Origin of the sequence: Actinoplanes sp. NPDC051411 (genome assembly GCF_040682075.1) — a bacterium.
In the GTDB taxonomy this organism is placed as follows: Bacteria; Actinomycetota; Actinomycetes; order Mycobacteriales; family Micromonosporaceae; genus Actinoplanes.
In genome coordinates, this window is the sequence record NZ_JBFBAD010000126.1 from 1 (window position 1) to 21,918 (window position 21,918).

At 71.7% G+C, this 21,918-nt stretch carries 21 protein-coding genes and 1 pseudogene; 11 read left to right on the top strand and 11 right to left on the bottom strand.

What is annotated here, in order from left to right; all coding sequences use genetic code 11:
* Nucleotides 1-138 precede the first annotated feature (138 nt).
* Together AB0M88_RS42755 and AB0M88_RS42760 are read right to left on the bottom strand one after the other, a co-directional pair.
* Nucleotides 139-540 (bottom strand): PPOX class F420-dependent oxidoreductase, encoded by a 402-nt coding sequence (locus tag AB0M88_RS42755; RefSeq protein ID WP_364112101.1) that lies wholly within the window; start codon nt 538-540, stop codon nt 139-141.
* 9 nt (nt 541-549) lie between these two features.
* Nucleotides 550-1,293 carry a DUF899 domain-containing protein gene (locus tag AB0M88_RS42760; protein WP_364112103.1) on the bottom strand — a complete coding sequence of 248 codons (744 nt, stop codon included), beginning with the start codon at nt 1,291-1,293 and terminating at the stop codon, nt 550-552.
* 28 nt (nt 1,294-1,321) lie between these two features.
* On the opposite strand from AB0M88_RS42760, the gene AB0M88_RS42765 reads away from it, so the two are divergent.
* The 5 genes from AB0M88_RS42765 to AB0M88_RS42785 all read left to right on the top strand — a co-directional run bounded on the left by AB0M88_RS42765 (nt 1,322) and on the right by AB0M88_RS42785 (nt 7,048).
* On the top strand, nt 1,322-2,518 hold the full coding sequence (locus AB0M88_RS42765) for a cysteine desulfurase-like protein (protein ID WP_364112105.1): 1,197 nt from the start codon (nt 1,322-1,324) through the stop codon (nt 2,516-2,518).
* A gap of 279 nt (nt 2,519-2,797) precedes the next feature.
* Nucleotides 2,798-3,058: a hypothetical protein gene (locus tag AB0M88_RS42770; RefSeq protein ID WP_364112107.1), complete on the top strand. Its 261-nt coding sequence runs from the start codon at nt 2,798-2,800 to the stop codon at nt 3,056-3,058.
* Nucleotides 3,059-4,282: 1,224 nt separating this feature from the next.
* Nucleotides 4,283-4,837 carry a sigma factor gene (locus tag AB0M88_RS42775; RefSeq protein WP_364112157.1) on the top strand — a complete coding sequence of 185 codons (555 nt, stop codon included), beginning with the start codon at nt 4,283-4,285 and terminating at the stop codon, nt 4,835-4,837.
* Nucleotides 4,731-5,414, top strand: a complete 684-nt coding sequence (locus AB0M88_RS42780; RefSeq protein ID WP_364112109.1) for a DUF6596 domain-containing protein — start codon at nt 4,731-4,733, stop codon at nt 5,412-5,414. Before AB0M88_RS42775 ends, AB0M88_RS42780 begins: the two co-directional genes overlap by 107 nt.
* Nucleotides 5,415-5,539: 125 nt before the next feature.
* Nucleotides 5,540-7,048, top strand: coding sequence for a polysaccharide deacetylase family protein (locus AB0M88_RS42785; protein ID WP_364112111.1), 1,509 nt, complete (start codon nt 5,540-5,542; stop codon nt 7,046-7,048).
* Here AB0M88_RS42785 and AB0M88_RS42790 read toward each other — a convergent pair.
* Nucleotides 7,045-8,108, bottom strand: a pseudogene (locus tag AB0M88_RS42790) (FAD-dependent oxidoreductase). The gene AB0M88_RS42785 and the pseudogene AB0M88_RS42790 sit on opposite strands and share 4 nt — an antisense overlap.
* A gap of 211 nt (nt 8,109-8,319) precedes the next feature.
* Between AB0M88_RS42790 and AB0M88_RS42795 the strand changes: the two are divergent.
* Nucleotides 8,320-9,909 carry a GGDEF domain-containing protein gene (locus tag AB0M88_RS42795; protein ID WP_364112113.1) on the top strand — a complete coding sequence of 530 codons (1,590 nt, stop codon included), beginning with the start codon at nt 8,320-8,322 and terminating at the stop codon, nt 9,907-9,909.
* A gap of 54 nt (nt 9,910-9,963) precedes the next feature.
* Entirely contained in the window at nt 9,964-10,902 is a 939-nt protein-coding gene (locus AB0M88_RS42800; RefSeq protein WP_364112115.1) for an LLM class F420-dependent oxidoreductase, read from the top strand.
* 83 nt (nt 10,903-10,985) lie between these two features.
* Here AB0M88_RS42800 and AB0M88_RS42805 read toward each other — a convergent pair whose 3' ends face one another.
* The gene (locus AB0M88_RS42805; RefSeq protein ID WP_364112117.1) at nt 10,986-11,783 is read right to left on the bottom strand and encodes a MerR family transcriptional regulator; all 798 of its coding nucleotides are present in this window, start codon (nt 11,781-11,783) and stop codon (nt 10,986-10,988) included.
* A 78-nt stretch (nt 11,784-11,861) separates the two neighbouring features.
* Between AB0M88_RS42805 and AB0M88_RS42810 the strand changes: the two genes are divergently transcribed.
* Complete coding sequence (locus AB0M88_RS42810) at nt 11,862-12,191, top strand: nuclear transport factor 2 family protein (RefSeq protein ID WP_364112119.1); 330 nt, start codon at nt 11,862-11,864, stop codon at nt 12,189-12,191.
* On the opposite strand, the gene coaD is transcribed toward AB0M88_RS42810, so the two are convergent.
* Nucleotides 12,148-12,582, bottom strand: coding sequence for a pantetheine-phosphate adenylyltransferase (coaD, locus tag AB0M88_RS42815; protein WP_364112121.1), 435 nt, complete (start codon nt 12,580-12,582; stop codon nt 12,148-12,150). The two genes, AB0M88_RS42810 and coaD, sit on opposite strands and share 44 nt — an antisense overlap.
* Nucleotides 12,583-12,625: 43 nt before the next feature.
* Between coaD and AB0M88_RS42820 the strand changes: the two genes are divergently transcribed.
* The gene (locus AB0M88_RS42820) at nt 12,626-13,576 is read left to right on the top strand and encodes an aldo/keto reductase (protein ID WP_364112123.1); all 951 of its coding nucleotides are present in this window, start codon (nt 12,626-12,628) and stop codon (nt 13,574-13,576) included.
* A gap of 182 nt (nt 13,577-13,758) precedes the next feature.
* Here AB0M88_RS42820 and AB0M88_RS42825 read toward each other — a convergent pair.
* Nucleotides 13,759-14,672, bottom strand: a protein-coding gene (locus tag AB0M88_RS42825; RefSeq protein ID WP_364112125.1) for an IS5 family transposase whose coding sequence is annotated in 2 segments (ribosomal slippage) — nt 13,759-14,289 and nt 14,292-14,672 — 912 coding nt in all. Because the reading frame shifts where the segments join, the coding sequence is not laid out codon by codon here.
* Between the two features lie 143 nt (nt 14,673-14,815).
* On the opposite strand from AB0M88_RS42825, the gene AB0M88_RS42830 reads away from it, so the two are divergent.
* Entirely contained in the window at nt 14,816-15,322 is a 507-nt protein-coding gene (locus AB0M88_RS42830) for a DinB family protein (RefSeq protein WP_364112127.1), read from the top strand.
* An 18-nt stretch (nt 15,323-15,340) separates the two neighbouring features.
* On the opposite strand, the gene AB0M88_RS42835 is transcribed toward AB0M88_RS42830, so the two are convergent.
* Complete coding sequence (locus AB0M88_RS42835) at nt 15,341-16,216, bottom strand: helix-turn-helix domain-containing protein (RefSeq protein ID WP_364112129.1); 876 nt, start codon at nt 16,214-16,216, stop codon at nt 15,341-15,343.
* A gap of 105 nt (nt 16,217-16,321) precedes the next feature.
* On the opposite strand from AB0M88_RS42835, the gene AB0M88_RS42840 reads away from it, so the two are divergent.
* On the top strand, nt 16,322-17,248 hold the full coding sequence (locus AB0M88_RS42840; RefSeq protein ID WP_364112131.1) for an alpha/beta hydrolase fold domain-containing protein: 927 nt from the start codon (nt 16,322-16,324) through the stop codon (nt 17,246-17,248).
* Here AB0M88_RS42840 and AB0M88_RS42845 read toward each other — a convergent pair.
* The 4 genes from AB0M88_RS42845 to AB0M88_RS42860 all read right to left on the bottom strand — a co-directional run bounded on the left by AB0M88_RS42845 (nt 17,245) and on the right by AB0M88_RS42860 (nt 21,840).
* The gene (locus AB0M88_RS42845) at nt 17,245-17,847 is read right to left on the bottom strand and encodes a TetR/AcrR family transcriptional regulator (protein ID WP_364112133.1); all 603 of its coding nucleotides are present in this window, start codon (nt 17,845-17,847) and stop codon (nt 17,245-17,247) included. The genes AB0M88_RS42840 and AB0M88_RS42845 overlap by 4 nt on opposite strands.
* Before the next feature lie 66 nt (nt 17,848-17,913).
* The gene (locus AB0M88_RS42850) at nt 17,914-19,431 is read right to left on the bottom strand and encodes a tannase/feruloyl esterase family alpha/beta hydrolase (RefSeq protein WP_364112135.1); all 1,518 of its coding nucleotides are present in this window, start codon (nt 19,429-19,431) and stop codon (nt 17,914-17,916) included.
* A gap of 66 nt (nt 19,432-19,497) precedes the next feature.
* Nucleotides 19,498-20,580, bottom strand: a complete 1,083-nt coding sequence (locus tag AB0M88_RS42855) for a DUF4236 domain-containing protein (protein ID WP_364112137.1) — start codon at nt 20,578-20,580, stop codon at nt 19,498-19,500.
* Nucleotides 20,581-20,667: 87 nt separating this feature from the next.
* Nucleotides 20,668-21,840 carry a PHB depolymerase family esterase gene (locus tag AB0M88_RS42860; protein WP_364112139.1) on the bottom strand — a complete coding sequence of 391 codons (1,173 nt, stop codon included), beginning with the start codon at nt 21,838-21,840 and terminating at the stop codon, nt 20,668-20,670.
* Nucleotides 21,841-21,918 lie beyond the last annotated feature (78 nt).

The window sequence follows — 21,918 nt, forward strand, 5'->3', positions numbered from 1 at the left end:
TTTCGGGCTTCGACGTCCCCATCACGGGGGGCGACCCCTAAACCTGGCCCCGTGGTTTGGGCGGTGTGGGGGGGGGGGGCCGGGGCGATCCGCCCGGGCACGTCGTCGAGGAGCCGCATCACTCCACGTTAGAGGCAATCAGCCCCAGGGTGCGTGCACCACCCGGTCGACCCGCACGGTCAGCAGCACGCGCACCTGCGGCCGGCCGCTGTAGTTGGGGTAGGGCCCGCCGGTGTACTTGTGGGCGACCCGGTCGATGTGCTCGGCCGCGCCCTCGGTGTCGGTGCTGATCACGGTGCCGGCCAGCGAGTAGTAGTCGGCCGGGTCGTCGCGGTCGAGGATGCTCACGGCCACGCGCGGGTCGCGGGCGACGTTCTTGAGCTTCTGGAAGCCCCGCACGGTGTTGATCAGCACGTGCTTGCCGTCGGTGTCGACCCAGACCTCGGTCAGCTGCGGGGTGCCGTCGGGGTTGGTGGTCGCGATCAGGGCGGTGCTCGGCGCCCGCAGCATGGCCAGGAGCCGGTCGGGCAGATCAGACACGTTCGGTCCTCAAGATCGGGGCGAAGGCTCAGGGTACTCGTCGTGCCGGTGCAGCCACGACATCCCGTTGCCGTCCCCGTTTCCCGGCGGCTGCTCCCAGTCCTCCTGCCGGCCGAGCGCGGTCAGGTCGAGCCAGACGTAGGTGCCCATCAGCGGCTCGACGCCCCGCTCATAGGCCGAGTAGGTGTGATAGATCCGGTCGTCGGCCCGCAGGAACGCCGAGACACCCGGCATGTCGCCGGACCACCCGACCCAGCCGTCCTCGCCGCTGCGGTCGCGGAAGTTGTAGGAGCGGTGCGTGGCGTCGATGGTCACCCCGTAGTCGAGGTTGAAGGACGACTTCCCCGACGAGTACCACGTGATGTCGTCCCAGCCCATCCGGCGCCGGTACGCCTCCAGCCTGGCCAGCGGCGCCCGCGAGACCAGGGCCAGCGTCGTGTCCCGCGCGTGCAGGTGGGACTGGTGCCCCACGTTGTCGATGATGAAGGTGCACGACGGGCACCCCGCGTCCCAGGCCGGCTCGAACATGAAGTGGTAGACCAGCAGCTGGCGGCGCCCCTCGAACAGATCGGCCAGCCGGGCCGGCCCGCCCGTCCCGTCGAAGACGTAGTCCGCCGTCACCTCGACCATCGGCAGCGACCGCCGCTCGGCCGCCACCGCGTCCCGCAGCCGGGTCAGCTCCTTCTCCCGTTCCAGCAGCGCGCGCCGCGCCGCGAGCCATTCCTCCTGAGTGACAACTTCTGAAACCCTCATGACACCCCCTTACCCATAGAGTCGCCTCATGTCCCTTGACGTCGACCGCATCCGGTCCGAATATCCCGCCCTGACCGAGGGCTTCGTCCATTTCGACGGCGCCGGCGGCACCCAGCCGGCCGAGCCGGTGATCGCCGCCATCACCCGGGCGATGCGCACCGCCGTCTCCAACCGGGGCGCCGGCTTCGAGCCGGCCCGCCGCTCGGGCGAGATCGTGGCGAGCGCCCGGGCCGCGGTCGCCGACCTGGTCGGAGGCGACCCGGCGGGCGTCGTCTTCGGCCCCAGCGCCACCGCCCTGACCTATCTCGTCGCCCGCACGCTCAGCCAGGGCTGGAGTTCCCACGACGAGATCGTCGTCTCGCGGCTCGACCACGACGCCAACGTCCGGCCCTGGGTCCAGGCGGCCGAGCACGCCGGGGCCACGGTCCGCTGGGCCGACGTCGACGTCGCGACCGGCGCCCTGCCCACGGGGCAATACCGAGAGCTGATCAACGCCGACACCCGTCTGGTCGCGGTCACCGCGGCGAGCAATGCCAACGGGGCCATCCCGGCGGTCCGGCAGATCGCCGACCTCGCGCACGGCGCGGGCGCTCTGGTGTACGCGGATGGCGTGCACCGAACCGCACATCTGCCCGTCGACGTCGCCGCGCTGGGGGCCGACTTCTACGTGACCAGCGCCTACAAGTGGTCGGGGCCGCACTACGCGGCGGTCGTCGCCACGCCGGAGACGTGGGAGCCGCTCCACCCGGTCAAGCTGGTCCCGTCGCCGGCCGAGGCGCCCGACCGCTTCGAATACGGCACGCTCAGCTTCGAGCTGCTCGCGGGCATCACGGCCGCCGTCGACTATCTGGCCGGGCTGGCGCCCGCGGGGGACACCCGGCGCCAGAGGGTGACGGCGAGCATGACGGCCGTCGCGGCGTACGAGAAGGAGCTGGCGGCGAAGCTCGCCGCCGGCCTCGCCGAGATCGAGAGCGTGACCGTGGTGCCGGCCCCGGCCGACCGCTGCCCGACCCTCGCCTTCCGGGTCGCCGGGCAGAGCCCGGCCGAAACCGCGCGCATCCTCGGTGAACAGGGCATCTGCGTCTCCAACGGCGACTATTACGCGGTCGAGTTCTTCACCGCGGCCGGGCTCCGCGAGTCCGGTGGCGCCGTGCGGGCCAGCATCTACCACTACAACACCGCCGACGAGATCGACCGGCTGCTCGAGGCGGTCGGAAAACTTTAGGCGCGTTGTCGCATCCGGCGGTGCGCCGGTCGTCTTCCTGGTGACACGTCACTGCGACTGAGGAGACACGATGACCTCCGCGATTCCAGGCAACTACCGCCGGATCACCCCGTGCCTGGTGGTCAAGGGCTCAGTGCGGGCCCTCGAGTTCTACAGGTCCGCATGAACTTCCCGGCCCCCGACGGCACGGTCGCCCACGCCGAGATGGAGATCGGCGACTCGGTGGTGATCGTCGAGGAGGAGAACCGCCTGGCCGCGATGTACGGCTGAGGAGCTGCCGTGAAATACGTGCTGATGTTCGCCCAGACCGAGGAGTACGCCGTCGAGCTGGCCGCGCTCGACGAGCTCGAACGGGAGAAGGCCTACGACAAGGTGCGGGAGTGGTTCGCCGACCACCACGCGCAGATAACCCACCACTCCTACCTGATGCCGCCCGAGACCGCGACCACCCTCCGCCTCGACGGCGCCGAGCCGCTGGTCTCCGACGGCCCCTTCGTCGAGGGCAGGAAATCATCAGCGGCCTCGCCGAAATCGACGTAGCCGACCTCGACGAGGCGTTCCGGGTAGCCAAGCGGTGGCCGGCCTGCCCCCTGGTGGAGGTCCGCCCCTGGCCGGCCGATTCCGCCGGGGTCGGGGTTCGGGTTCGCTCGGCGAGGCCGCCGGGCTGGGTCGGGGTTCGCCGGCCGGCTGATTCCGCTGGGTTGGGCTCGCTCGGCGATGCCGCCGGGGTTGGGATCCGCTGGACGACTTCGCCGGGCTAGCCGGTCGGGGGCTTGCCGGGGGCGCCTACCCAGACCGGGGCCACCCTGCGCTTCGACGGCGCCGAGCCCCTTGCCTCGCCGGGGCACCTACCGAGGCCGGGGCCACCTTGCGCCTCGACGGCGCTGAGCCCCTAGCCTCGGAGGGCCCGCTCGTCGAGGGCAAGTAATTACCAGCGGCATCGCCGAAATCGGCGCAACCGACCTCGACGAGGCGCTCCGGGTGGCCAAGCGGTGGCCGGGCTGCCCGCAGGTGGAGATCCGCCCCCTCGCTGGCTGACCGCCGCCGGGCTGGGGTTCGCTCGGCGATGTCGCTGGGTTGGGTTCGTTGGGCGATGTCGCTGGGTTGGGTTCGTTGGGCGACGTCGCTGGGTTGGGTTCGTTGGGCGATGTCGCTGGGTTGGATTCGCTGGGCGGCGTCGCTGGGTTGGGGTCCGGTGGGACATGTCGCCGGGCTCGCCGGTCCGGGGCTCACCGGGCGGCGCCTACCGGGTCCTGCGGGGCGGAGTTGTCGGCCGGACGGCGTGTGACAGGTGGGGATTAGCGGGGTGGGGCTTGCTGGCTAGGGCTTGGCGGGCGGTTTGCCGGTTGACCTTGCTGGGCGGGGCTTGCTGGGCGGGCCTTGCCGGTTGCTTCCGCCGGGTGCGGCTTGCCCGAATGGGGCTTGCCGGTTGTTTCCGCCGGGTGCGGCTTGCCCGAATGGGGCTTGCCGGTTGTTTCGGCCGGGTGCGGCTTGCCCGAATGGGGCTTGCCGGTTGTTTCGGCCGGGTGCGGCTTGCCCGAATGGGGCTTGCCGGTTGGTTCCGTTGGGCGGCCCTGGCCGGTGTTGCCTCGCGGGCGGGGCAACACCTGGCCGCGAATTTGGCAGGTTGGGGAGTGAGTGTGGGCGGCTACCCGGGGCGGCGGTGAGGTGGTGCGGTCGTTGGAAGGTCGGGGTGGCGCGCCGGCTGGGGATGAGCTGGCTCGTGTGGTGCGTGATCACGCGGGGCGGCTGGCGGCGGCGCTTGTGCCGTTGGTTGGCGACTTCTCGGCGGCCGAGGATCTGGTGCAGGATGCGGTCGAGGCGGCGCTCACCCACTGGCCGGTCGAGGGCATCCCGGAGCGGCCGGACGCCTGGCTCTACACCATGGCGCGGCGGCGCGGGCTCGACACGCTGCGGCGGGCCGGGCTCTACCGCGCCAAGCTCGCCCTGGTGCCGCTGCCGAGTGCGCCCGAGCCCGACGACCGGCTGCGGCTGATCTTCACCTGCTGCCACCCGGCGCTGCCGCGGGCGGCCCAGGTCGCGCTCACGTTGCGGGCTGACGACCGAGCAGATCGCGCGGGCCTTCCTGGTGCCGGAGACCACGGTCGGGCGGCGGATCACCCGGGCCAAGCGCAAGATCAGCGAGGCGGGGATTCCCTACCGGGTGCCGTCGCCGGACGAGCTCGGCGAGCGTCTGGCCGAGATCCTGGCGGTGATCTATCTGCTCTTCAACGAGGGGTACGGCGGGTCGGACCGCCGAGCCGACGACGCCGAGTTCCTGGCGTCGCTGCTGCACGGGCTGGTGCCGGCGGAGCCTGAGGTCGCGGGGCTGCTGGCGCTGATCCGGTTGCACCGGCCCCGGGCGGCGGCCCGCTTCTCGGCGGCCGGCGAAATCATCCAGCTGCCTGATCAGGATCGGACACTCTGGGATCACTCGGCGATCGAGGACGCCGGGAAGCTCATCGTGCGGGCGGCGGCGGCGCGGCGGCCGGGCCCTACCAGATTCAGGCCGCGATCGTCGCCTGTCACGCCGAGGCGCCGGGCTGGGCCGCCGCCGACTGGGTGCAGATCCTGGTTCTCTATGACATGTTGGGTGTATTTGGCGCCGTCGGTGGTCACCCGGCTGCACCGGGCGATCGCTTTACGGTACGTGCGGGGACCGGCCGCAGCGCTCGGTGAAGTGGACGCGCTGGCCGATGACCTATCCGGTTACCACCTTTTTCACGCCACCCGGGCCGAACTGCTGCGCGCGCTGGGGAGAATGGACGAGGCGCGAGCGGCCGACGAACAGGCGCTCGGACTCACCAGAATCCGGCTGAGCGTTCACTCCTTCGGCAACGTATCGAGTGGGTGTGAGACCGCGGTGAGAACGGTGTGTGAGCAACACCCTACTTAAGTAGGTAAATGCATGTTGGGTCCGCTTTGACGGATCCTGATATCGTCGCCCGCTGTCGACTAATCGGTTCCGTCGGCGGCTCCCGTGGGAGGAGCGGCCGGCCCCGACCGGGAGGTGAACACCGGATGCTCGATCGGCTCAAGGGCGTGAGCAGCAAGAGCCGCGATCGGCTGAAGGGCAACGAGCGGCTCAAGGGTCTCCGCGGCGAGCTCGAGGGCGCGGGCGAGAAACGCCGCGACCGGCCGCGAACCAGCCGCGAGCAGCTCCCCGACAGCGGCGGCCAGCTCGGGGTCAGCGGTGAGCCGGTTCCCGAGGGCGATGAGCAGCTCGGGGCCAGCGGTGAGCCGGTTCCCGAGGGCGGTGAGCAGCTTGGGGCCGGCGGCGAGCTGGTTCCCGAGGGCGGTGAGCAGCTTGGGGCCGGCGGTGAGCCGGTTCCCGAGGGCGGTGAGCAGCTTGGGGCCGGCGGTGAGCCGGTTCCCGACGGCGGTGAGCAGCTTGGGGCCGGCGGCGAGCAGGTTCCTGACGGCACCGGCGGCCAGGCCCCGGCGACCCGCAACAAACGGGTCAAGCAGTCCAAGGGCAGCCGGTTGGCGGCCACTCAACTCGACCGGCTAAGGCAGTCCAAGGGCAGCCGTTTGGCGGCCACTCAGCTTGACCGGCTCAAGGAGTCGAAGGGCAGCCGGTTGGCGGCCGCCCAGGTTGACCGGCTCAGAGAGTCGAAGAGCGGGCGTCTCGCGGCCGCCCAGGTGGACCGGCTCCGGGAGTCGAAAAGTGGCCGGATAGCGGCTGGGCAGCTCGGGCGCCTGGGGGAGTACGGCGACGAGCACCCCGTGGCGAGGCGGCGGGTGCTCATCGCCGTACCCTCGGCGGCCGGGCTGGCTCTCCTGGCCGGCGCCGCCGATGCCGAATTCTCGTCGGCGAAGCCGGCGGAGAGGAAAGCGCTGGCCACCCGGGCGGTCGTGCGGCCCCGGCCGACGCCGCCGACCGAGAAGGCCAAGGTCGTGACCCTGCCGGTGCAGCACAAGCCGATCTTCACGCTGAGCGACTACCGGCGGATGACCGGGGCGCCGGCGTTCCCGGCCGACGCGATCGCGCTGACGATCGACGACGGGCCGCACCCGGTGTGGACGCCGAAGATTCTGCACCTGCTCGACAAATACCATGTGCCGGCGATGTTCTGCATGATCGGCAACCAGGTGCTCGGGCACGAGAGCGTCGCCCAGTCGGTGACCAGAGCCGGTCACCAGCTGGCCAACCATACGTGGAGCCACCCGACCAGGCTGGCCGGCAAGTCGCACGAGCAGGTCCGCAAGGAGATCCAGCGGGCGCAGGCCAAGATTCAGAAGACGACCGGGCATGCGCCGAAGCTGTTCCGCTCGCCCGGCGGTGACTGGTCGCCGACCGTGCTGCAGGAGGTGGCGAAGGCCGGGCTGGTGCCGCTCGACTGGAGCGACGACCCGCGCGACTGGTCGCGGCCCGGCGTGCCGCACATCAAGAGCAAGTTGCTCGCGGCCCGGCCGGGACAGATCCTGCTCTGTCACGACGGTGGCGGGGACCGGTCGCAGACCTACCAGGCGCTGAACGCGGTGATCCCGGCGCTGGTCGCGCGCGGGTTGCGGTTCGTCGCGCTCTAGCGGAACCGTTTGACGTTCATCGCGTCGGGGACCTTTTTCTCTCCGAGGACGGCCGCGGCGGCCAGCCTGGCCAGGGCGGGGGCCATCTGGATGCCGTAGCCGCCCTGGCCGGCCAGCCAGAAGAGGGCCTCCGCCCGCGGATCGGGGCCGGCCACCGGGTTGCGGTCGGGGCTGAACGTGCGCAGGCCGGCCCAGGCGGTGACGACACTGCGCAGCCCCAGGGTGGTCGCCTCGTTGACCCGTTCGATGGCCAGCGCCACGTCGAGGTCGTCGGGGCGGGCGTCGCAGGGCTCGCTCGGCGTCTCGTCGGCCGGGGAGAGCAGGATGTTGGCGCCCTCGGGGCGGAAGTAGAAGGTTTCGCCCACGTCGGCGACCAGCGGCCAGGCCGGGTCGACGGCGGTGGCCCGGGCCACGGCGGCGGTCCGGCGCAGGGGTTCGAGACCGATCGGGGGTGCGCCGAGGCGTTCCGCGACCCGGTCGGCCCAGGCGCCGGCGGCGTTGACGATCACCTCGGCCTTGACCGGGCCTGCTTCTGTGGTCAGATGCCAGCGGGCGCCGTCGTGGTCGGCGGCCTCGACCCGGGCGCCGAGCACGACGCGGGCGCCCGGCGCTTGGCGTTGCCCAGATAGTGCTGGTGGAGGCCGAGCACGTCGATCTCCTCGGCGTTGCTCTCCTTCAGCGCGGCCTCGCACCAGCCGTCCCGCAGCGGCGGGCACTCGGCCTCCGCCTCGCGGCCGGTCAGCAGTCGCAGGGCGGGCTGCGAGTGCGAGATCTCCGACAGTTCGGCCATCTGGTGGCTCGGGGCGACCCAGAGCATCGCCCGCCGCTTCAGAAGCGGGCCCGCCCGGTCGAAGACTTCGCGGCTCTCGGCCGTCAGCTCCCGCACCTCGGGGCTGCCGTAGCTCTCCAGGAACATCGCCGCCGACCGGCCGGTGGTGTGGTAGGCGGCCTGGCCCTCCTGCTCCAGCACCACCACCGACCGTCGTGCGCTCAGCTCGTACGCCACCGACACGCCGGCCATGCCGGCCCCGACCACCGCGACATCCGCCTCGATCACCACAGGCCCATTCTGCGCCCGGGATCCCCGCGGCCGGCTCGCACCGCCGGCCCGCGTTCCGCGGGGCCGGGCCGCGTCGCCGGCCGCGTCGCCGGCCTCGTTGCCGGCCCGCGTCCGCGGGGTCCCGGCCGCATTGGCGGCCGGGGTTTCCTACATCCGGGCCGGCGGGCGCCGATCAGAGGGCAGCCCGATGCAAAGGTGGCGGAGGCGAGACGTGACAACTGAGGCGATAGCGCCGGCCGGGCCGGCCACGGCCCCGGCCGACGGCGAGGTCGCACGGCTGGCCGCGGCCGTCTCCGAGCTGGAGGGGCGGCCGGTCTCCGCGCTGCGTACGCTCACCGAGCCCGCCACCGCGCTCATGCGCCGGGCCGAGGAGTTCGGCGAGGCCGACCTCGTGCAGCGGTGCCGCCTGCTGGTGATCAGCGTGATGATGCGTGAGGGCCAGATCGAGGACGGCGGCCGGCAGGCCCACCAGATTCTCGCCTGGGCCCAGCGGCAGGGCAGCCCCTACCTGCTGGCCCGCGCCCACCGCGAGGTCTCCCTCTTCTACCGCCTGGTCGGCGACGTCTCGTCGGCCCACACCCACGCGCTGCAGGGCCTGTCGTGCCTGCCCGAGGACGCCGACGTCGGCATCCGGGCCCGGCATCTGCTGACGCTGGCGATCGCCCTCGACGAGAACGGCCACTCGGCCGACGGTGACCGGCGTTTCGCCGAGTCGCTCGACATCGCGATGGCCCTGGCCGACGGCGAGCTGATCGCCCAGGTGCTCAACAACATGGCGTACACCGCTTTCGAACGCGACGACGAGCCGCTGGCCCGGCGGTACTGCCAGCAGATGCGCGACGTCGCCGCCGAGCAGGACTTTCCGCTCAGCGCGGGCCAGCTCGACACGATCGCCCGCGTCGAGATGATGAGCGGAGACTACGACCGGGCGGCCGCCACGCTCGCTCCGGTCCTGGAGCCGAACTCGAAGGTCGCCGGCAACGAGGGCGATGCCCTCGCCACGTGCCTGCTCACCATGGCCGAGACCCTGCGGCTGGGGCACCGGTACGCCGAGGCCCAGGCGGCCCTCGACGCCGGCGCGGCGATGGCCGAGGAGCGCAACCTGCGGCTGATCCGGGCCCAGGTCCGCGAGGGGCAGGCGGCGCTCTACGCCGACACGGGCCGGTACAAAGAGGCGTACGAGGAGCACCGCGTCTTCTACGCCGAGGCGACCGCGCTGCACTCGGCCCAGCGCGAGGCCCGGGCCCACGCGTTGCAGGCCGCGTACGACGCCACTGAGGCCCGCCGGGTCAGCGAGGAACTCCGCGAGCTCGCCCACCGCGACGCCCTGACCGGCCTCTACAACCGCCGCTACGTCGACGAGCGCCTGCCCGCCCTGCTGACCGAGGCGGCGGCCCGGCGCACGCCGATCTCGCTGGCCATCGTCGACCTCGACCATTTCAAGCGGGTCAACGACACGCTGTCGCACAGCACCGGCGACACGGTGCTCCGGCAGATCGGCCAGCTGCTGGCGGAGGCGGCCACCGGGCGTACGGTCGCGGCCCGCCTGGGCGGCGAGGAGTTCCTCCTGATCCTGCCGGACGTCGACGCCCGCGAGGCCCTGCTGCTCTGCGAGGAGCTGCGGCTGCGCATCCGCGGTCACGACTGGTCGAGCGTCACCCACGGCCTGCCGGTCACCACCAGCATCGGCGTCACCACCGCGGTCGACGGCCCGCACGCCGTGAGCGACCTGCTCGAGCGGGCCGACCACCACCTCTACACCGCGAAGCGGGCGGGCCGCGACCGCGTGGTCGGCGCTTAACCGTTGGCCGGGTGGCCGGGCCGCGGACTGGCCGAGCGAGTACGTTCGGTAGGCGTGACGATCCGTCTTGGTTACCAGATTCCCAACTTCACCTATCCCGGCGTCCCGGTGGAGAACCTCTTCGACACGGTGGTCGCGCAGGCCCGCGAGGCCGAGGCGAGCGGCTTCGACACCGTGCTGGTGATGGACCACTTCTATCAGCTGCCCGGCATCGGCACGCCGGACAACCCGATGCTGGAGTCCTACACGACGCTCGGCGCGCTGGCCACCGCCACCTCGTCGGTGCAGCTGTCGACGCTGGTCACCGGCAACAGCTACCGCAATCCGCCGATGCTGGCGAAGGCGGTCACGACGCTCGACGTGGTCTCCAAGGGGCGGGCGGTCCTCGGCATCGGGGCGGGCTGGTTCGAGCTCGAGCACAACAGCTTCGGCTACGACTTCGGCACGTTCACCGAGCGGTTCGAGAAGCTGGAGGAATCGCTCAGCATCATCGCCCCGATGCTCAAGGGCGAGAACCCGACGTTCAGCGGGAAGCACTACCGGGTCGAGAACGCGCTCAACAATCCGCGGATCCGGCCGAAGATCCCCATCATGCTCGGCGGTTCGGGCGAGAAGAAGACGTTCCGGCTGGCCGCGCACTTCGCCGACCACATGAACATCCTCTGCGACGTGGCCGACATCCCGAAGAAGGTCGCCGCCCTGCGCCAGCGGTGCGAGGAGGCCGGTCGCGACCCGTCGACGCTGGCGACGAGCTATCTGGCGTCGGTCTTCCTGGCCGAGACCGAGGCCGAGGCCCGCGAGCTCACCGCCCGCATTCCGGAAGCGCGGCGCGCCCGCGCCTTCGTCGGCCGGCCCGAGCAGGTGGCCGAGCAGATCAAGACGAACATCCTCGACCAGGGCATCGACGGGATCTGCATCAACATGATTCTCAACGGGCACGTGCCGGGCCGGGTCGCCCTCGCGGGCGAGACGTTGCGGCCGCTCGTCTCCTGACGTCGGTCGCGGTGGGCGGTCCGCTCGCGCTTTCGAGGCGTACGCGGGTGGACCGCCCCGCCCCTCACGGCCCGGCAAGCCGCTCACGGTGGGGCGAGACGGAAGACCGGCCAGCCGATCTCGGTGCGCCAGGCCGTGGCGTCCGGGGTGTCGCGGGGGCCGCACATGTAACGCTCGCGGACCGGCCCGGCCACGGCGAGCGCGTGGGTCGCGACCCACCGGCCGAGCTCGCCATAGGTCACGCCGATGGTGTCGTGGTCGCCGGGGTGGACGACCACGGCCAGCTCGGCGGCCGGCCGGATCACCTCGTGGACGCGGCCGATCGCCGGGATCGGGGGCGGGGCCGGCCGGTAGACCAGGGCGTGGCCGTGGCCCTCGGTGAACAGCTCGTTGGCGTAGAGGCCGCCGGGGGCGCCGGTCGCGGCCGGGAGAGCCGCGTCCAGTTCGGCCATGGCCCCGGCATACCACGACAGGATCTCGGCTGTCCCGACCGTACCCTCGACGGCCGCGACGGACGTCGCCGGCTCGGACCGGATCTCGGGCGACAGCCCGGAAGTTGGTTGCAACAGGCGCTGGAGCGAGGCGACAGCGGCGCGGGTGCGGGCCAGCTGGTCCTCGAGGCGCCGCAGATGGTCGCTGACCAGGGAGGCCCTCTCGCCGGGCGACTCGGTGGCGAGGACGGCCTTGACGTCGGCCAGCGGCAGATCGAGCTCGCGCAGGCGGTGGATGACCTGGGCGGACGGGATCTGGGCGGGCGAGTAGTAGCGGTAGCCGGTGGACGGGTCGACGCGCGCCGGTTCGAGCAGGCCGGCCTCGTGGTAGCGCCGCAGGGTGCGGATGCTCAGGTGGGTCAGCTGGGCGAACTCCCCGATCGTCAACACGGGGAGAGTCTGCACCCTGACCTGGGGGGAGAGTCCAGCGTTTGACCCTCGCCGGGCGGGAGCGCCCACGCTGTCTCCATGACCGAGATCGAGATGCCCGCCGCGGTGCGGGCCTACCTGACGGCCCACGCGGCGAAGGACGACGAGGCGGCGGTCCGGGCCTTCGCCCCGGACGCCGCCGTCACCGACGAGGGCAGAACCTTCCGGGGTACGCGGGAGATCAGCGCCTGGCGGCAGCGGGCGTCGACCGAGTGGACCTATACGACCACGGTGACCGGCGCCCGCCGCGACGGGGACGACTGGATCGTCGGGATCCACCTCGAGGGGGACTTCCCCGGTGGCGTGGCCGATCTGGAGCAGCGGTTCACGGTGCGGGACGGGGCGATCGGTCGGCTTGTGATCGCCTGACCGCCGTCGACGAGATCGTGGCGAGGCCGGGCCGGGCCGGCACCAGCAGCGTGGTGACGCCCATCTCCTCGTTGAGCACGGCCAGCGGATATTCGTGCCGGAGGTCGGCCTGGTTGCGGACGCCCCGCACGAGCACGTCGACCCGGTGGAGCCGGCAGTAGCCGGCGGTCAGGCCGGCCCAGGCCGCCACCTCCACATTGGACCAGTCCGCGGGCAGGCCGGCCCGGATGGTGGCCGCGCGGTTGTCCACAGTTTCGGCCGGCTGCTTGTCGGGGTTGACCGCGACCAGCACGATGACCCGGCCGAACAGCCGCCGCACCCGGTCGACCACGTCACGGTGCCCCGCGGTGAACGGGTCGAAGGTGCCCGGGTAGACCGCTCGGCTGTCCACAGGCCCAAACTAGCCGAGCCGCCGCCGTGATGAGATGGACGGCATGACGATGATCGACCGGCTGGCGGGCGCCCCGCGCATCGGGCTCGGGCTGGCCGCGGTGGGCCGCCCGGGCTACATCAACCTGGGCCGGGCCCACGACCTGCCGGGCGCCCGCACGGTCGACGCCATGCGGGCGCGGGTCGGCGAGCTGCTCGACGCGGCCCACGCGGCCGGCGTGCGCTACTTCGACGTGGCCCGGTCCTACGGGCGGGCCGAGGAGTTCCTGGCCGGCTGGCTCGCCACCCACCCGGTCGGGCGCGACGTGGTGGTCGGCAGCAAGTGGGGCTACACCTATGTCGGCGACTGGCGCCTCGACGCGCCGGTCCACGAGGTCAAGGACCACAGCCTCGCGACCTTCGAGCGGCAGATCGGCGAGACCCGCGCCCTGCTCGGCGACCGGCTCGACATCTACCACATCCACTCGCTCACCCCGGAGAGCCCGGCGCTCACCGACGCGGCGCTGCACCACCGGCTGGCCGGGCTGGCGGCCGAGGGGGTCGCGGTGGGCTTCTCCACGAGCGGGCCGGCGCAGGCCGCGGTCATCCGGGCCGCGCTGAAAATCGCGGTCGACGGCATGCCGCTGTTCCGCAGCGTGCAGGCGACGTGGAACGTGCTCGAACCGAGCGCCGGGCCGGCCCTGTCCGAGGCCCACGACGCGGGTTGCCTGGTCATCGTCAAGGAGGCGATGGCCAACGGCCGGCTGGCCGCCACCGGCGGGCCGCTCGCGGCCATCGCGGCCGAGCTCGGCAGCACGCCCGACGCGGTCGCGCTGGCGGCGGTGCTGCGGCAGCCGTGGGCCCGCATCGTCCTGTCCGGGGCGGCGACCACCGGGCAGCTGTCGGCCAACCTGGCCGCCGAGTCGCTGAGCGCTTCGCTCGATGAACGGGTGTCGGCGACGGCCGAGAAGCCGGAGGTCTATTGGCGGACGCGGTCGGGTCTGCGCTGGCAATAGCGGGCGCTCGCGGGCCGGGCCGGCCGGCACCGCGTTGATCCAGGCGGTCGGGCGGCTCACGGCCGCCCGGGCGTGTGCCGGTGCCGGCCGCGACCCCGGGCTCGCCTTGCTTCGCCGCAGTCCAGGGTCGTTCTGCTTCGTCGCGGTCCTTCGGCACTCCGGCCGGCCTAGCCGACGTTTCATCAGTTCCGTTCCAGACAGCGGAGCCAGATGTTGATCGCTGCGACGTGGATGGTGGCTTCGTAGCGCACGGCGAGCTTGTCGAACCGGGTGGCGACGGCGCGGTTTTGTTTGAGCAGGTTGATGCCGCACTCCACGGCGTGACGCTGCTTGTACGTCTGTTTGTCGAAGGCAGATGGTCGGCCACCACGCGAGCCGAGCTTGCGCCGGTTGGTGGCCTGGTCGTCCTTGACCGGGATGACGCACCGGATCCGACGTCGACGCAGGTACGTCCGGTTGCCCTTCGAGCTGTACGCCTTGTCACCCAGTACCCGGTCCGGTCGAGTACGTGGCCGACCACTGTCCAGGCGGGGAACCCGGATGCGTTCGAGGACGGCGGCGAACTGCGGGCTGTCTCCGCGCTGTCCGGCGGTGATCAGCAGCGACAAAGGCTTGCGGCCCTGTTCGCAGCCCAGGTGCAACTTCGTGGTCCACCCACCCCGTGAGCGCCCCAACGCGTGATCCGGAGGCTCGACTGCACCGACTCCGCCGGGTGGTTCGATCTGCAGATCCCCCTTTTACGTGCACCCGCCGCGTGCTGATGCGCCCGAGCAATGGTCGAATCTACGCCCACATCCCAGGTGATCAGCCCGGCCGCGTCCGCGTGGGCCTGCAACCCGGTCAGGACCTGCACCCCGGTCCCGTCGCGCTGCCAACGGCGATACAGGCCGTACACCGTCTGCCAAGGTCCGTACTGCGGGGGCACGTCCCGCCACGGTGAACCCACCCGTAGTCGCCAGCGAATACCGTCGATGAGCTGCCGCTTGGTCCACTTCGGCGGACGGCCCTGTTTCCTGCCCTCAGGCAGCAACGGCGCCAGCACCGCCCACTGCACGTCAGTCAGGTCCGCCCGCGCGGCCACCGGTATGGTGTCCACGAGGTCTCCGGGGTATTGGTCTTTTTGGTCGAAGAACCATCTACCGGAGACCTCGCCATCTATCGATCACCGACACGCCCTGACACCGGTTGGGCAGACTTGCGGGCCGCCAGGAAACAGCTGGTCTTCAGTACCGTGGCAGCGTGGCGATACCTAATGAGATCAATCGGGTTGATCCGCCCCGACACGGCGACGAACGTGTGCAACTCGACGCCTGGCTCGACTTCCATCGGAGCACGCTGCTGATCAAGTGTGCCGGGCTGAACGCGCACCAGCTCAAGATGCGCGCCGCCGAGCCATCTTCGGTCACGCTGCTCGGCCTGGTCCGACACATGGCCGACTCGGAGCGTTACTGGTTCCGGCGTCAGTTCGCCGCGGCGCCTGTCACCGCCATCTATTGGGACAATGACGGCGACTTCATGGCGGTCGACGAAGCGGACGTGGATGCGGACTTCGCGACCTACGCCGCAGAAGTGCAGGCTGCGCGGGTGACCACGGCAGATCGGTCGTTGGACGAAAAGTTCATCAGTACCCGCGGTACTACCATGGATCTGCGCTGGGTCTATCTGCACATGATCGAGGAATATGCCCGGCACAACGGTCACGCCGACATCCTGCGCGAGCGCATCGATGGTACGACCGGCGTGTAGCGACTTCTGAAACGCGGCCTAGCCGTGCATCCGGCGGTAGGCGCCCGGGCTCATCCCGAACTCGCGAGTGAATGCCCGCTCGAAGCTGCGCACCTCGCGGAAACCCACCGAGGCGGCGATCCGCGCGACGGTGTCGCCCCGGCGGCCGGGGTCGGCGAGGGCGCGCTGCGCGGCGCGCAGGCGGAGCGCCCGCAAGTATGCCGCCGGGGTGCCGCCGCCGTCCGCGAACAGCTCGTGCAGCCGCCGCGGCGAGAGGTGATGCCGGCGGGCGAGGGTGGCCACCGTCAGCGTGGGGTCGGCCAGGTTTTTCCGCAGATCGGCCCGCAGCGTCGCCGCCCGGTCCGGCTCGCCGCCCAGCGCCAGCGCCAGCAGGTCGACGGCCGGCTGGACGGCGGCCGGCAGCGCCACCGCGTGGAGCTGCCGCAGATAGCCGGTGAGCAGCGCGAGGGCCGGTGCGGTCGCGGGCAGTGTGCGGGCGCACCGGTCGTCGAGGCGGCCGGCCGACGGCTCCAGCAGCGAGCGCGGGAACTGCAGGGAAAGCGTGCGGCTGAGCCGCAGATATTCGACGTCCGAGGGGCGGCGGCTCTCGAAGAGCACGGCGTCGCCCGGCCCGAGTTCGGCGAGGCGGTCGTGCTGGCGAACCCGGGCGGAGCCGTCGAGGTGGATGCACAGCATCAGCAGGTCGTCGCGGGCCGAGGCGGCGATCTGCCGGGCACCCCGGCGCAGGCGCATCGTGGCGGTCTCGGCTGTCGCGACGGTCACCCCGTCGCCCAGGCTCCGGTGGTCGACCGTGGACCGGAACGTGGCGTCCGCACTGACCAGCGCCGAGGGCAGCTCCATCAGCGCGGTCAGGTCGGCCAGTTCGTCGGCTGACCCGATGGTCTGGACGGGCAAGGCGTCTCCCGCGCGAATTGTCGTATCCGGCGCGGGGACGGTCGTGGCTCGAGCGACCCGGCGGCTGGTCGGATAACGAGTATGAACAACGATGAATCTGCGGTCGTGGATCCGGAACTGGCGGTGCTGGCGCCGATGCTACCGCGGGCCGACTTCTCCGACCTGGCTGCCACCCGGGCGCTGGAGGCACGGTTCCTGGCCGTCGGGTCGGTGCCGGAGACCAGCCGGACGGTCGAGACGGTGGACGTGCGAACCGCCGAGGGCGTGACTCTGCGGCTCTTTCAACACCCCGGGGCCGGCCCACGGCCGGCGGTCATCTTCCTGCGGGCGAGCGCGTACGCGCTGGGCAGCCTCGACAGCGCCGACCGTCCCGGCTACGCGCTGGCCGACGAGCTGGACCTGATCGCGGTGACGGTGGACTATCGGCTCGCGCCGCAGCATCCGTATCCGGCCGCGCTGGACGACTGCGCCGCGGCGTTGCGCTGGGCGACGAGCGCGGCGGCCCGGGCGTACGGGATCGACCCGGACCGCGTGGCGGTCGTCGGCGAAAGCGCCGGCGGCGGCCTCGCCCTGGCCCTGGCCCTGCGCGCGAAGCAGGAGGGCGCGGCGCGGCCGGTCGCGCTGCTGCTGGACGCGCCCACGATCGACGATCGCTGCGACACCCCGTCGATGCGGGAGTTCGCGGAGACCCCGATGTGGCGCGGTGCCGACTGCCCGATCCTGTGGGACTACTACCTCGGCGACTACGGGCGCGGCTCGGACGACGTACCCCTGCTGGCCGCGCCGGCGCGGGCCACCGCGGCCGATCTCGCCGGGCTCCCACCGACCTGGCTCGCCACCTACCAGCTCGATCCGACCCGCGACGAGGCGCTGCGATTGGCCGGACGCCTGCTCGAGGCCGGGGTGCCGACCGAACTCGTGCACCACGCGGGCGCCTACCACCTGGCCCACACCTTGCCCGGCACCCGGATCGGCGCGTACATCGTGAACCAGCGCAACGCCGCCCTGCGCCGGCTGCTCCCCGGTCTCTAGCTCGCCGCGTGGTAGCGGAGCATGTCGAGGGCCCCGTCGAGGGCGGCCGCCAGCGGCTCGATCGAGTCGCCGGACTGCATGATCAGCAGACCGCCCTGCAGCGTCGCGAAGACGGCCGTGCCGAGCCGCTCCGGGTCGGCGTCCGGACCCAGCCGGCCCGACTCCCGCATCCGGCGCACGCCGGCGACCAGGCTGTCGCGCCAGGCCTCGGCATATTCGTTGACCGAGGCGGCCAGCCGCGGATCGCCCGGTGCGACCTCGTTGACCAGGGCGCTGATCGAGCAGTACTTGTGGGTGAGGTCGCGGTAGTAGGTGACCAGCGCGTCGCGCCACGCCTGCCACGCCTCGAACGAGTCGAGCCGGTCGATCCACGGCCGCTGCGCCTCGAGCACCCGCTCGCTCTGGAGGGCCGCGATCGCCGCGACCAGGTCGCTCTTGCCGCCCGGGAAATAGTGGAACAGCTGGCTCTTGCTGGTCGCCGTGCCGGCCCGGATCTCGTCGAGCGTCATCCCGCCGACGCCGCGCTCGAGGATCAGGTCGGCGGCGGCCCGCACGATCCGCTCACGCGTCGCCGCCCCCTTGACGGTCAATCCGGTCACGTATCCACGGTACCGGCCGGCGAGGCCCGGGCGATCACGCCCGGGCCTCATCCCGTACGCGGGAAGCTAGCCCTGCCCGGAGGGGGAGCCGACCGCCTTGGCCGGGAAAGGCCGGACGTCGCGGGTCAGCACCGTGCCGTCACTCTCGGTCTTGGTGGTTTTGAGGGTGGCCGGTGCGTGGCCGTGCTCGACCCAGTTGACCAGCGCGTCGAGGTCGCCGGTCGGCTGCGGGCCGGCGCCGCCGCCACAGTGGGTGACGCCCGGGAGGAGGAAGAGGCGGTAGAAGTCGCCGACGTCGGAGGCCTTGACCTTCTCGCGGTAAGCGACCGTGCCCTGCGTCGGGACCAGCTGGTCGGCCTGGCCGTGCCAGCTCAGCAGCTTGCCGCCGGCCCGGGCGAACCGGGACAGGTCGGGGTCGTCGCTGCCGATGACGTCGTGGAACTGGCGTTCGGAGGAGCGCAGGAGCTGGTCGAACGTGCGGTAGGTCAGCTTCGTGGTGACGAAGGCCGGGTTGCGGGTGACGAAGTACTTCGCCCAGATGTCGGCGACGATGAAGGGTGAGCCCGCCGCGCCGATGCTGGACAGGTCGGCGCCCTTGTTCGGGCCGTAGCCCAGCTCCGGCGGCCCGGCCCAGATCCGGTTCACGGCGTCCGCGGTCGCCCGGTCGATGGTGACCGTCCGCCCGTCGCAGACCACCCGGGTGCCGACCAGTCGGCGGGCGTCCCAGTGGCAGCTCGACGGGTCGTCGATGTAGCCGTCCTTGTTGCCGCAGGCGGCGATCGCGGCCTTGGTGAACGCGTCGACCACGCAGGCCGAGGGGTGGGTCCGGGTCTCGTTGAACACGGCCTGCGACCAGAGCGTCGCGACGGCGAACCGGTCCCAGTCGATGGCCGGGGAGTTGGCGAGAATGCCCTGGAAGTCGGTCGGATAGGCCTGCGCCTCCTGGTAGCCCTGGCGGCCGCCGGTCGAGCATCCGGTCCAGTAGGAGTAGGTGACCTTCCGGCCGTAGAACCGGTCGGCGACGTCCTTGCCGACGACGGCCATGTCGTGCGCGGCGCGGGACGCGAAGTTGGTCAGCAGAGCGCTGTCGAGATGGCCGTCGGCGTCGAGCGCCCAGCCGCTGACATCGACCGGGTTGCCGCCGACCCCCGCATCGGTGGCGGCGGTGACATAGCCGGCCTTGACCCCGGTGGCGAGCGGAAACCCGAAGTCACCGGCCAGGTAGGCGCTGCCGCCGGTAGCCTGGAACCGGCCGCTCCACTGCTTGGGATCCTGGGGGAGCGCGATCTTCACGTGGACGTGGTCACCGGCGCCCGGATGGGTGAGCGTGACCGTGACTTCGCACCGGGCCGGCACGTCGGTGACCGGCGGCTGACCGGGAATGGGCGAGCCGGGGAAGGCGACCGTGCCGGCCGGTTGAGCCGTTGCGGTGACCTCCTCCACCACGGCGCCGGGCGGGGCGTCAATGGGCAGGGCGGCGCAGCGGGTCGCGGCGGCCGGGCGGGCGGCATCCGCGGCCATCGGGATGAGCGCCGCCGAGAGCGGCACAGCGGCCGCCATCAGCAGGACGAGTCGTCTTCTCATGCCGGCCAGCCTGGCGGCGGGCCCGGGCGGTCGCCCCAGGGTGACTCCCTGGCCTGCCACCCGGGATCAGCCGGCTCCAGCCAGTTCGTCGAGGTCGACGGCTTGGACGAGGGCCGCGATGTCGGGCTCGGCGGCGAGGTCGACGGGAGCGAGCTCCTTGCTGCGACCCTTCTGGACGATCAGGCTCTCGTGCGCGGCGGCGTTGAGGATGTCGATCGCGTCCGCCTCATGCCAGCGAATGCCGTCCAGGGCCTGCCGCCGGACGGAGACGGCCGCGAGGCACGGCACGACCGGACATCCGTACGGGTCGCGGCCGTCGTTACGGAGCACGACGACGCGGCCGCCGGACAGGCCCGGCGCCACCGCGAACGCCTCGCGGAGCGTGACCAGAGCCTGGCCGTACACGAACTGCTTGTAGTAGTCGCTCCGCGCGGACTGGGTGATCTTCTTCAGGGACAAGTTGCCGGCGGCGGTCCGGCCCGGCATCTGATCGGGAATGGCCTGATCGGCAGGCGGAACCAGCACGACCAGCGAAACCTCGCCGCCGTCGACGCCGACCGCGGCCGACGGGGCCTCGTTGTCCTCGAAGGCGGCCGCCAGGGTCTGCAGCACGGTGCCGGGGTCGTTGGCGATCAGCAGCTGCCACTGGCGGTCGAGCTCAGCCTGCCACTGGGCTTGCTGGTCCTTGAGGACGGCCCACTGCCGGGCCGTTTCGGCCTCGGCCCGGGCTTCCGCCTGCCGCTTGGCCGCGGCCCGGTCTGCACGCTTGAACAGGCCGATTCCGGCCAGCGCCTGCTTCCCGTAGTGCTGGTAGATCGCCGCCGTGTCGGGTGCGGCCGACTCCGGGGCCACCGGCCGCTCTGCCAGGGGGAAGTCGACGCGATGCAGGTTCAGGATGCGCAGGAAGGCGTCGGCCAGATACTGCGCCCGCGACGCCCGGTCCTGTTGGGCCAGTTGTCGCTGGTAGGCGGTCTGGGGTGACCTGCCGCCGATCGAGGTGTAGAGGCTGACCGGTCCGGCGCCGGTGGAGATCCCGGTCCGGCCGCCGCCGATGTGCACGCGGGCCGCGCGCGGGCCGATGCTGGTTCGGACGCCGCGCGAGGAGGCACGCACCCGTACGCCCGGGGCTAGCTTCACGGAGAATCCCACGCCTGACACCGTAGGAGGAATCTGTCGGAGCAGGGATCGGCCGGGCCGGGTGAGCCCGGTGTCCTGACGGCCGGCAGATTCCGGGTGTCAGCACTGGCCGTCGGCGAGGACGTAGTAGTTGGGGTTGGTCTGGCGGAGGGTGTGGGTCGTGAAGGTGTTCCATAGGCCCATCGCCTGGTTGGAGCCGTTGGCGTAGGTCTGGCCGGCCGTCTGGTGGGCTCGGCCCGCCGCCACCTGGGCATAGTTGCTCGCCGTGAAGCAAGGCTGGGAGGTAGGCGGCGGTGTGGTGGGTGGCGTTGTGGGCGGGGTTGTCGTCGGGGGCGGGGTGGAGCCGCCGCCGGTCAGACCCCAGAACTGGGTGATGTAGTAGGACGAGCAGATCGAAGCCAGATAGTAGGTGCCGGTCGTGCCGCACTGGGACACCGACGAGCCGGGGTCGACCGGGGTGCCGTGGCCGATGCCGGGGACCTTGAACAGGGCGACCGACGTGCCGTAGAGGTCCTCGGTCGTACCGCCGGGAAGGGCGACCGATCCGGTCGCCGTCGGGGAGACGCCGGCGACGTTGGTGAACTGGTCGCGCAGTTCGGTCGCGTTGGCCGGGACGACCGTCGTGTCGGAGGTGCCGTACCAGATTGCCACCCGCGGGCGCGGGCCGCTGAAGCCGGGGTCGGCCGCGCGGACCAGGTCGCCCCACTGGGCCGGGGTTTTGGTCTGGGCCTGGTATTGGCAGATTGTTCCGCAGTTGTAGGGCAGGCCCGCGACCACGGCGCCGCCGGCGAAGACGTCGGGGTAGGTGGCGAGCATGACGGCGGTCATCGCGCCGCCGGCCGACAGGCCGGTCACGTAGACCTTGTGGGGGTCGGAGCCGTAGTTCGCGACCGCGTAGTCGACCATCTGTTTGATCGAGAGGGCTTCGCCGGCGCCGCGGGTGATGTCGCCGTTGACGTACCAGTTGAAGCAGGACAGCGGGTTGTTGGAGGACGTCTGCTCGGGGAAGACGAGCGCGGCCTGGTCGAGGTCGGCGTACTTCGGCCAGCCCGAGTGTCCGTAGTAGTCGGAGGCGCTCTGCCCGCAGCCGTGCAGCGCGACGACGACCGGGCGGCCGGAGGGCAGGCCGGCCGGCACGTAGCTGTACATGCGCAGCGCGCCCGGGTTGCTGCCGAACGAGCCGACCTGGGTGAGGCCGGTCGCCGCGTGGGCCGGGGTGACCACGACCAGCGCGGCGAGGAACGCCACTAATATCCAGAGTCTTCTATGCATGGACGCCACGCTAGGCAGCCGGCGGGGCGAAACACATCCCGGATCGACACACATCGACGGGTGGGACGGTGTGCATCG

Excerpts from the sequence above, each read along its gene's own strand:
- AB0M88_RS42810 (WP_364112119.1), top strand. The coding sequence starts at position 11,862 with ATGACCGAGATCGAGATGCCCGCCGCGGTGCGGGCCTACCTGACGGCC.
- AB0M88_RS42820 (WP_364112123.1), top strand. The coding sequence starts at position 12,626 with ATGACGATGATCGACCGGCTGGCGGGCGCCCCGCGCATCGGGCTCGGG.
- AB0M88_RS42860 (WP_364112139.1), bottom strand. The coding sequence starts at position 21,840 with ATGCATAGAAGACTCTGGATATTAGTGGCGTTCCTCGCCGCGCTGGTC.
- AB0M88_RS42760 (WP_364112103.1), bottom strand. The coding sequence starts at position 1,293 with ATGAGGGTTTCAGAAGTTGTCACTCAGGAGGAATGGCTCGCGGCGCGG.
- AB0M88_RS42785 (WP_364112111.1), top strand. The coding sequence starts at position 5,540 with ATGCTCGATCGGCTCAAGGGCGTGAGCAGCAAGAGCCGCGATCGGCTG.
- AB0M88_RS42850 (WP_364112135.1), bottom strand. The coding sequence starts at position 19,431 with ATGAGAAGACGACTCGTCCTGCTGATGGCGGCCGCTGTGCCGCTCTCG.
- AB0M88_RS42765 (WP_364112105.1), top strand. The coding sequence starts at position 1,322 with ATGTCCCTTGACGTCGACCGCATCCGGTCCGAATATCCCGCCCTGACC.